Source organism: Dyella sp., from assembly GCF_035685805.1.
Taxonomy (GTDB): domain Bacteria; phylum Pseudomonadota; class Gammaproteobacteria; order Xanthomonadales; family Rhodanobacteraceae; genus Dyella_A.
Map to the genome: position 1 here is coordinate 1 of NZ_DASSAB010000029.1, position 8,406 is coordinate 8,406.

10 protein-coding genes are annotated in these 8,406 nt (G+C 64.1%); all 10 read right to left on the reverse strand.

All coding sequences use genetic code 11. From position 1 onward, the window contains the following. Nucleotides 1-34: 34 nt before the first annotated feature. The 10 genes from atpD to queD all read right to left on the reverse strand — a co-directional run bounded on the left by atpD (nt 35) and on the right by queD (nt 7,861). Complete coding sequence (gene atpD, locus VFG40_RS06270) at nt 35-1,432, reverse strand: F0F1 ATP synthase subunit beta (protein WP_324896035.1); 1,398 nt, start codon at nt 1,430-1,432, stop codon at nt 35-37. 121 nt (nt 1,433-1,553) lie between these two features. Continuing rightward, nucleotides 1,554-2,447 carry a F0F1 ATP synthase subunit gamma gene (gene atpG / locus VFG40_RS06275; protein WP_324896037.1) on the reverse strand — a complete coding sequence of 298 codons (894 nt, stop codon included), beginning with the start codon at nt 2,445-2,447 and terminating at the stop codon, nt 1,554-1,556. A 75-nt stretch (nt 2,448-2,522) separates the two neighbouring features. Then, complete coding sequence (atpA, locus tag VFG40_RS06280) at nt 2,523-4,073, reverse strand: F0F1 ATP synthase subunit alpha (protein ID WP_324896039.1); 1,551 nt, start codon at nt 4,071-4,073, stop codon at nt 2,523-2,525. 61 nt (nt 4,074-4,134) lie between these two features. Beyond that, the gene (locus VFG40_RS06285; protein WP_324896041.1) at nt 4,135-4,668 is read right to left on the reverse strand and encodes a F0F1 ATP synthase subunit delta; all 534 of its coding nucleotides are present in this window, start codon (nt 4,666-4,668) and stop codon (nt 4,135-4,137) included. Nucleotides 4,669-4,671: 3 nt separating this feature from the next. Beyond that, complete coding sequence (locus VFG40_RS06290) at nt 4,672-5,142, reverse strand: F0F1 ATP synthase subunit B (protein ID WP_324896044.1); 471 nt, start codon at nt 5,140-5,142, stop codon at nt 4,672-4,674. A 92-nt stretch (nt 5,143-5,234) separates the two neighbouring features. After that, nucleotides 5,235-5,528: a F0F1 ATP synthase subunit C gene (gene atpE, locus VFG40_RS06295; protein WP_324896046.1), complete on the reverse strand. Its 294-nt coding sequence runs from the start codon at nt 5,526-5,528 to the stop codon at nt 5,235-5,237. 51 nt (nt 5,529-5,579) lie between these two features. Further along, nucleotides 5,580-6,383: a F0F1 ATP synthase subunit A gene (atpB, locus tag VFG40_RS06300; protein WP_324896048.1), complete on the reverse strand. Its 804-nt coding sequence runs from the start codon at nt 6,381-6,383 to the stop codon at nt 5,580-5,582. Nucleotides 6,384-6,386: 3 nt separating this feature from the next. Then, nucleotides 6,387-6,668 carry a hypothetical protein gene (locus VFG40_RS06305; protein WP_324896050.1) on the reverse strand — a complete coding sequence of 94 codons (282 nt, stop codon included), beginning with the start codon at nt 6,666-6,668 and terminating at the stop codon, nt 6,387-6,389. 287 nt (nt 6,669-6,955) lie between these two features. Then, nucleotides 6,956-7,345, reverse strand: coding sequence for a phasin family protein (locus VFG40_RS06310; RefSeq protein ID WP_324896052.1), 390 nt, complete (start codon nt 7,343-7,345; stop codon nt 6,956-6,958). A gap of 153 nt (nt 7,346-7,498) precedes the next feature. Further along, on the reverse strand, nt 7,499-7,861 hold the full coding sequence (gene queD, locus VFG40_RS06315) for a 6-carboxytetrahydropterin synthase QueD (RefSeq protein ID WP_324896054.1): 363 nt from the start codon (nt 7,859-7,861) through the stop codon (nt 7,499-7,501). Between the last annotated feature and the right edge of the window lie 545 nt (nt 7,862-8,406).

The window sequence follows — 8,406 nt, forward strand, 5'->3', positions numbered from 1 at the left end:
ATGGTGTTCATATGAATTCCAGGGCCCAGCCGGTTCAGACTTTCTTGGCCTTCTCGAACGCTTCGTCGATGCCGCCGACCATGTAGAACGCCTGCTCGGGCAGGTGGTCGCATTCGCCGTTCACGATCATCTTGAAGCCGCGGATGGTCTCGCTCAGCGGCACGTACTTGCCGGGCGAGCCGGTGAACACTTCGGCCACGTGGAAGGGCTGCGACAGGAAGCGCTGGATCTTCCGGGCGCGGGCCACGGCCAGCTTGTCTTCCGGCGCGAGTTCGTCCATGCCCAGGATCGCGATGATGTCGCGCAGTTCCTTGTAGCGCTGCAGCGTCGACTGCACCGCACGGGTCGTCGTGTAGTGGTCCTCGCCGACGACGTTCGGGTCGACCTGGCGGGACGTGGAGTCGAGCGGGTCGACCGCCGGGTAGATGCCCAGCGAGGCGATGTCGCGGGAGAGCACGACCGTGGCGTCCAGGTGGGCGAAGGTGGTGGCGGGCGACGGGTCGGTCAGGTCGTCGGCCGGCACGTACACGGCCTGGATCGAGGTGATCGAGCCGACCTTGGTCGAGGTGATGCGCTCCTGCAGGCGGCCCATTTCCTCGGCCAGCGTCGGCTGGTAGCCCACGGCCGAAGGCATGCGGCCCAGCAGAGCCGACACTTCGGTACCGGCCAGCGTGAAGCGATAGATGTTGTCCACGAAGAACAGCACGTCGCGGCCTTCGTCGCGGAACGATTCGGCGATCGTCAGGCCGGTCAGCGCCACGCGCAGACGGTTGCCCGGCGGCTCGTTCATCTGGCCGTACACCATGGCCACTTTCGACTCGCCCAGGTTGTCCAGGTTCACGACGCCGGAGTCGGCCATCTCGTGATAGAAGTCGTTGCCCTCGCGGGTGCGCTCACCCACGCCGGCGAACACGGACAGGCCCGAGTGCGCCTTGGCGATGTTGTTGATCAGCTCCATCATGTTCACGGTCTTGCCCACGCCGGCGCCGCCGAACAGGCCGACCTTGCCGCCCTTGGCGAACGGGCAGACCAGATCGATCACCTTGATGCCGGTCTCGAGCAGATCGGTCGCGGCCGCCTGCTCGTCATAGCTGGGCGCCTCGCGGTGGATCACCCACTGCGCCTGCTCGCCGATCGGACCGGCTTCGTCGATGGGATTGCCGAGCACGTCCATGATGCGGCCGAGGGTCTGCTTGCCCACCGGCACCTTGATGCCTTCGCCGGTATTGCGGGCGACCAGGCCGCGCTTGAGACCGTCGGTGGAGCCGAGCGCGATGGTGCGCACGATGCCGTCGCCCAGCACCTGCTGCACTTCGAGCGTGATCTCGGTGCCGTCGATCTTCAGTGCGTCGTACACCTGCGGCACCTGATCGCGGGAAAACTCCACGTCGATGACCGCGCCGATGATCTGAACAACTTTGCCCTGGCTCATGGAATGCTCCGGATGGATTTCTTGGGTTTCTTTAGAAGCGCCACCGAAGCGTCGCTTTTTTGAAGAGTGCGGCCACGGAGGCCTGCTCCTGATCTTGCTCTGCGGTCAGCGATGACCGCCGTTATACAGCCGCCGCGCCGCCGACGATTTCCGAGATTTCCTGGGTAATCGCGGCCTGGCGGGCCTTGTTGTAAACCAGGGTCAGCTCGCCGATGACCTTGTTCGCATTGTCCGATGCGCTCTTCATGGCAACCATGCGCGCAGCGTGCTCGCTGGCCAGATTCTCGAGCGCCGCCTGGTACACCACCGACTCGATGTAGCGGCCCAGCACGTGCTCCAGCACGGTGGCGGCATCGGGTTCGTAGATGTAATCCCAGTCGTGCGCCTGCGCCAGCGAGATACCCGGCGCCCCTTCCATCTCAGCGGCAACCAGCGGCAGAGGCAGCAGTGCCTGCACCGTGGCGGTCTGGGTCATGGTGTTGACGAAGTCGTTGTAGGCCAGGAACACGCGATCCAGGCCATTGGCCGTATACGCGTCCAGCACCACCTTGATCACGCCAACCAGGCTCTCGAGCTTCGGACGCTCACCCAGGTGGGTGACGCTGCCGATCAGGTTGACGCCCTTGATGCGACGGAAGAACTGCACCGCCTTCTGGCCGATCGCCACCACGTCGACCTGCACGCCCTGATCCTGCCATTCGCGGATCGTGGGCAGCAGCCGGCGGAACAGGTTCGAGTTCAGGCCACCGCAGAGGCCGCGATCAGTGGACACCACCACGAACGCCACGCGCGCCACGTTCTCGCGCTGGGTCAGGAAAGGATGGCTGAAGTCCGTGCTGGCCTGCGCCACGTGCGCGATCAACTTGCGCATCAGACGCGCGTAGGGGCGCGAGGCCTTCATCAGGTCCTGCGCCTTGCGGATCTTCGACGCCGAGACCATCTCGAGCGCGCGCGTCACCTTGCGCATGTTCTGCGTGCTCTTGATCTTGGTTTTGATTTCGCGGCCGCTTGCCATGCTCTTTCGCTCGCTGTGATCGGTGGGTTCGGACAGGGACGGCGCGCAATGTGTGATCGCGCGCCGTATCCCGGCTTACCAGCTACCGGTCTTCTTGTACTCGTCCATCGCGGACTTGAAGGTGGCCTCGATCTCGCCGTTCCAGTCACCGGTGGCGACGATCTTGCGCATCAGCTCGCCGTGGTTCTGGTGCATGAAGGCATGCAGGCCCTTCTCGAACGCCAGCACCTTGTTGACCGGCAGGTCATCGAGATAGCCCTTCTCGGCGGCATACACCGACAGCGCCAGTTCCGCGATCGACAGCGGCGAGTACTGCGACTGCTTCATCAGCTCGGTCACGCGCTGGCCGCGATCCAGCTGGGCACGGGTGGCCGGGTCCAGGTCCGAGGCGAACTGCGCGAACGCAGCGAGCTCGCGGAACTGTGCCAGCGCGAGCTTCACGCCGCCGGAGAGCTTCTTGACGATCTTGGTCTGCGCCGCACCACCCACGCGCGACACCGAGATACCGGCGTTCACGGCCGGGCGGATGCCGGCGTTGAACAGGTCGGTCTCGAGGAAGATCTGACCGTCGGTGATCGAGATCACGTTGGTCGGCACGAAGGCGGACACGTCGCCGGCCTGGGTCTCGATGATCGGCAGCGCGGTCAGCGAGCCGGTCTTGCCCTTCACCTCGCCGTTGGTGAACTTCTCCACGTACTCCTCGGACACGCGCGAGGCGCGCTCGAGCAGACGGGAGTGGAGATAGAACACGTCACCCGGGTACGCCTCACGGCCGGGCGGGCGCTTCAGCAGCAGCGAGATCTGGCGGTAGGCCACGGCCTGCTTGGACAGATCGTCATAGATGATCAGTGCGTCCTGGCCGCGGTCGCGGAAGTACTCGCCCATGGCGCAGCCGGAGTAGGGCGCGATGTACTGCAGCGCCGCGGACTCCGAAGCCGACGCCACCACCACGATGGTGTTGGCGAGCGCGCCGTTCTCTTCGAGCTTGCGCACCACGTTGGCGATCGACGAGCGCTTCTGGCCGATGGCGACGTAGATGCACTTAATGCCGGAATCTTTCTGGTTGATGATCGCGTCGATGGCCAGCGCGGTCTTGCCGGTCTGGCGATCGCCGATGATCAGCTCGCGCTGGCCGCGGCCGATCGGAATCATCGAGTCGACCGACTTGTAGCCGGTCTGCACCGGCTGGTCGACCGACTTGCGCCAGATCACGCCCGGCGCGACCTTCTCGATCGGCGCATTGATGGTGGAGGCGATCGGGCCCTTGCCGTCGATCGGATTACCCAGCGAGTCGACCACGCGACCCAGCAGCTCGGGGCCCACCGGCACCTCGAGGATGCGGCCGGTGGTCTTGGCGGTGTCGCCCTCGCGCAGATGCTGGTACTCGCCCAGCACCACGGCGCCAACCGAATCGCGCTCGAGGTTGAGGGCCAGCGCGTAGGCGCCGCCCGGCAGCTCGATCATTTCGCCCTGCATCACGTCGGCAAGGCCGTGGATGCGCACGATGCCGTCGGACACGCTGATGATCGTGCCCTCGTTACGGGCCTCCGCGCCGAGCTTGAACTGCTCGATGCGGTTCTTGATCAGCTCGCTGATCTCGGACGGGTTCAAGGTGGTGCTGGACATGGTCGTTTCCTTGGGTTCGCGCCGCGCATGCGGCACCCGATGGTTTTTTTGGATCTGGGGGTCAGTGGGCCAGTGCGCTGGCGAGCCTTTCCAGGCGGCCGCGCGCGGAACCGTCGATCACTTCGTGGCCGGTGTCGATCACCACGCCGCCGAGCAGCGACGCATCGACCTGGGTCTCCAGTTCGATCTCGCGCTTGAAGCGGCGCTTGAGGGACGCCTTCAATTGCTCGGTCTGGCTCGCGTCGAGTGCCAGTGCGCTGGTGACCTTCACCAGCAGCTGGGATTCCGCCTCACGCTTGTAGTCCTCGAACAGCGCGGCGATTTCCGGCAGCAGGGCCATGCGGCGCTGTTCGGCCAGCTCGGTGAGGAACTGCGCGAACGGTGCATCGGCAGCCATCCCCTGGGGCAGGTGAAGCGCAACCAGTTGCGCCGGCTGCACGCGCGGGTCGTTGCCGAAACCGGCCACCTGCGGGTCAGCAGCCACCGCCGCGGCGAAGGCCAGCGCGCCGGACCATTCGGCCAGCGTGCCGGCAGCGTGGGCCAGTTCGAAACCGGCACGTGCGTACGGACGGGCGAGAGTGATTGCCTGCGCCATTGCCTAGATCTCGGTCGCGAGCTGGTCGAGCAAGGCCTTGTGGGCCGCCGGATCGATCTCGCGCTGCACGATCTTGCTGGCGCCCTGCACGGCAAGCGCACCGACCCGCTCGCGCAGCTCGTCGCGCGCACGCTGCGCCATTGACGCAATGTCGTCCTGCGCCACGGCCTTGAGCCGATTGATCTCTGCCACGGCGTCGGACCGGGCCTTGTCCAGGATCTGGTTGGCCTGCTGCTGCGCCTTGTCGATGATCTCCGAGGCCTGCTGGCGCGCCTTGCGGATTTCATCGGCCACCTTGGCGTCGGCGTCCTTGAGCTCGGCACGCGCGCGCTCGGCGGCGTTGAGGCCGTCGGCGATCTTCAGCTGGCGCTCTTCGATCGCCTTGGTCAGGTTCGGCCAGATGAACTTCACCGTGAACCCGATCAAGATCGCGAACGAGAGCATTTCGCCAATCAAAGTGGCGTTGATATCCATCGCTGCTTACCTGTTAGTGCGAGGTACAAGCACGGGCGCCGAAGCGCCCCTGCAGGAAGGCGGCGCCGCTCGCGCGGCGCCGCACTGACGTCTTACTTGCCGGTGCCGGCAGCCGAAAGCACGGCGCCCAGCAGCGGGTTGGCCACGGCGAAGTACATCGCCAGCGCCACGCCGATCAGGAACGCGGCATCGATCAGGCCGGCGAGCAGGAACATGCGACCCTGCAGCAGCGGCACCAGCTCCGGCTGACGTGCAGCAGCCTCGAGGAACTTCGAACCCATGATGCCGATACCGATACAGGCACCCAGTGCACCAAGACCGATGATCAGGCCGAGCGCGATCGCGGTGAAGCCCTGGATTTGTGCAAACTGAACGAGTTGTTCCACGGTGGTCTCCTCAAGAAAAGAAATGCGTAAGTGACAGCAAGAAAAACGAAATCAGTGGTGATCGTGCGCCATCGAGATGTACACGATGGTCAGCACCATGAAGATGAAGGCCTGGATCGAGATGATCAGGATGTGGAACAGACCCCACACCGTGTAGCCGATGACGCCCATGCCGAACAACAGCCAGCTGCCCGCGCTGAACAGGCCGGCGATCAGCATGAACACCAGCTCACCTGCATACATGTTGCCGAACAGTCGCATCGCGAGGCTGACGGGCTTGGACAGCAGCTCCACCAGGTTCAGGGCGAAGTTGGGGATCCACAGCAGCGGATGGGCACCGAATGGCGCGGTGAACAGCTCGTGGATGTAGCCGCTGAAGCCCTTGGCCTTGAAGCTGTAGAAGATCACCAGCACCAGCACCGTCAGCGACATCGCAAACGTCAGGCTCAGATCCGCGGTAGGCACCGAGCGGAAGTGTTCGATGCCGAGCTTCTCGGTGATAAACGGCACCAGATCCAGCGGCAGCAGATCCATCGCGTTCATCAGGAACACCCAGAGGAACACCGTCAGCGCCAGCGGACCGAGGAACCGGCGATCGCCATGGAACACGTCCTTGACCTGGCCGTCGACGAACTCCAGCACGATCTCCACAAAGGCCTGGCCCTTGCCGGGCACACCGGCCGTCGCCCGGCGTGACTTGAGCCAGAACCAGCCGCAAGCCAGCACGCCGAGAATCAGCGAGACGGCAATGGAATCAAGATGGAACGACCAGAAGCTGCCGTCGTGCGACGACTGCAGGAAGGTCAGGTGATGCTGGATGTATTCGGTAAGACCGCCCTGCGGCTCGCTTGCCATGTTTCAACCCTTGAATCTGAACGCCAGCAGATTGACCGCGTACGCTGCCATCAGCCCCGCGATGGCGGCCAACGGCGGCAACTTGAATTGAACGAGGATCATGTACAGCCCCCCGAGCGTCACGATCCACTTCAGGATCATGCCCGAGAGCCACCGGCCCAGCGCGATTTCGCCCACGCCCAGACCGGCAAATATCCGCATCGACAGCAGCCACGTTCCCGTTGCCACCACGCCGGCCGCGGAGGCGGCTGCGATAGCGTGCCGCGGCCCCAGCAGCAGAAACATGCCGCCAACTGCCAGCGCCACTGCCAACTGCAGTCGCACGATGCGCCACGCGAGACGGCGTCCGGAATCTAGACTGTTGAGCACGTGAGGTTCCCGCGCGGCATGACACCAGGCAGGCACTGATTCCGCGACATGCCACGATCCAATCCGCAAGATTGTAGCAGTCGGCCGGCAACAGCGACAAGCGTCGCGGGCCCGGAAATCGGCTGGACAGGAGGACGCATCGCGCCGTGTGCACACAAAAAAAGGCCGGGCGAATGCCCGGCCTTCTTCGACAGCGTCGCGCCTTACTTGGCGGCGGACTTCCTGGTGGCTGCAGCCGGCGCACTGACCGCGTCATTGGCGGCCTGCTGCTGCTCCTGCATCACGGCGTTGAGCGACTCGGCGGTCTTCTGCGTCACCGCGAAGATCTCCTGGCTGACCGCCACGGCGCGCTCGGCGTTGTCACGGCTCAGGCTGGCACCTTTCTCCCACAGCGAGCGGAAGCCGTCGATGTCGCGCGCCTCCATCGCTTCGGTCAGGAACGCGGCAGACGCCTGCGCCTGCTTCTCGAGTGCCTCGAACTGCAGGCCGGCGACCGTCTCGAGGCTCTTCAGCGCGAGCGACTGGGCGCGGAACGCGCTGTCGGAAAACTGCTTGGCAAAGGCGAACGCGTGGTTGGTGTACTGCTGGTTCATGGCAATCTCCCCTCGGTGGGGTGGCTGGTAGTGAAGCCATCCTAACCAGTTCCATGTTGCAGTGCAATATAATTCGGGTGCTCGCCCGCTCCCGCTCAGGCAATCTTCAGTTAATCAGCCAGATACGCTCTCCAACACGTTGCATGCGGCGCATCAAGAACTGTTTGCCGAACACTCCGCGCCAGACGTGCAGGTCTCATGCACTACCACCCTGTCCAGCCCGGGCAGCCGGGGCACCAGACGCTGCCAGATCCAGCGTGCCAGCATCTCGCTGGTCGGATTGTCCAGCCCCTCGATGTCGTTGAGGTAGTGATGGTCCAGCTGCTCATAGAGCGGCGCGAACGCAGTTTTCACGTCAGCAAAGTCCATCACCCAGCCAAGGCGGGGATCGGGCTCGCCGCGGACGTGAATCTCGATGCGGAACGAGTGCCCGTGCAGGCGCGCGCACTTGTGCCCTGGCGGCACATGAGGCAAGCGGTGGGCCGCCTCGAGCTGGAAGACCTTGAAGATATGCATGACGTCTCGCCGGAAGATGAAGACCCGCGCGTGGCGCGGAAACGTCGGCGGGGCGATGGTGGCTATGGGTGGAGGGGAAGCATAGCCACCATCCAATCCCAGTCCTAGCGTTGCCGCGGGTTCCCGCGGTGCGGTTGCCTCGGATTGTAGCAGGCGATGTAGCAGTTCACGTAGCTGGGCACGAAGCGGGCGAAGTCGGGATTTGGACTGGACATTGACGTCCGGGCTTCCCTAATTCTGTTGGTTGTTCTCGTTTTGGTTGTGCTCAGTGGTCTTTATTAGCGGGCATTTTTGTCCGGTCCCAGGAGAGGACATTTTCGACTAGTCGAACTAGGCATAAATGTCTGGTCAGAAGCGCGCTAAATCTGTTGCTCGGCAATAACTTCCGGGGCTACCGTAGGCAACATCAACACGGCGAGGCCGCCATGAAGTCAACCACCCCTCAACCCAACAAGGTCGTCAGCTTGCGCCCTCCGGCGACGGAGGCGACAGAGCAGGCCGCGAAGACTCGACGCAGTGCCACAGCAAAATGGGGTGCCGAGGTG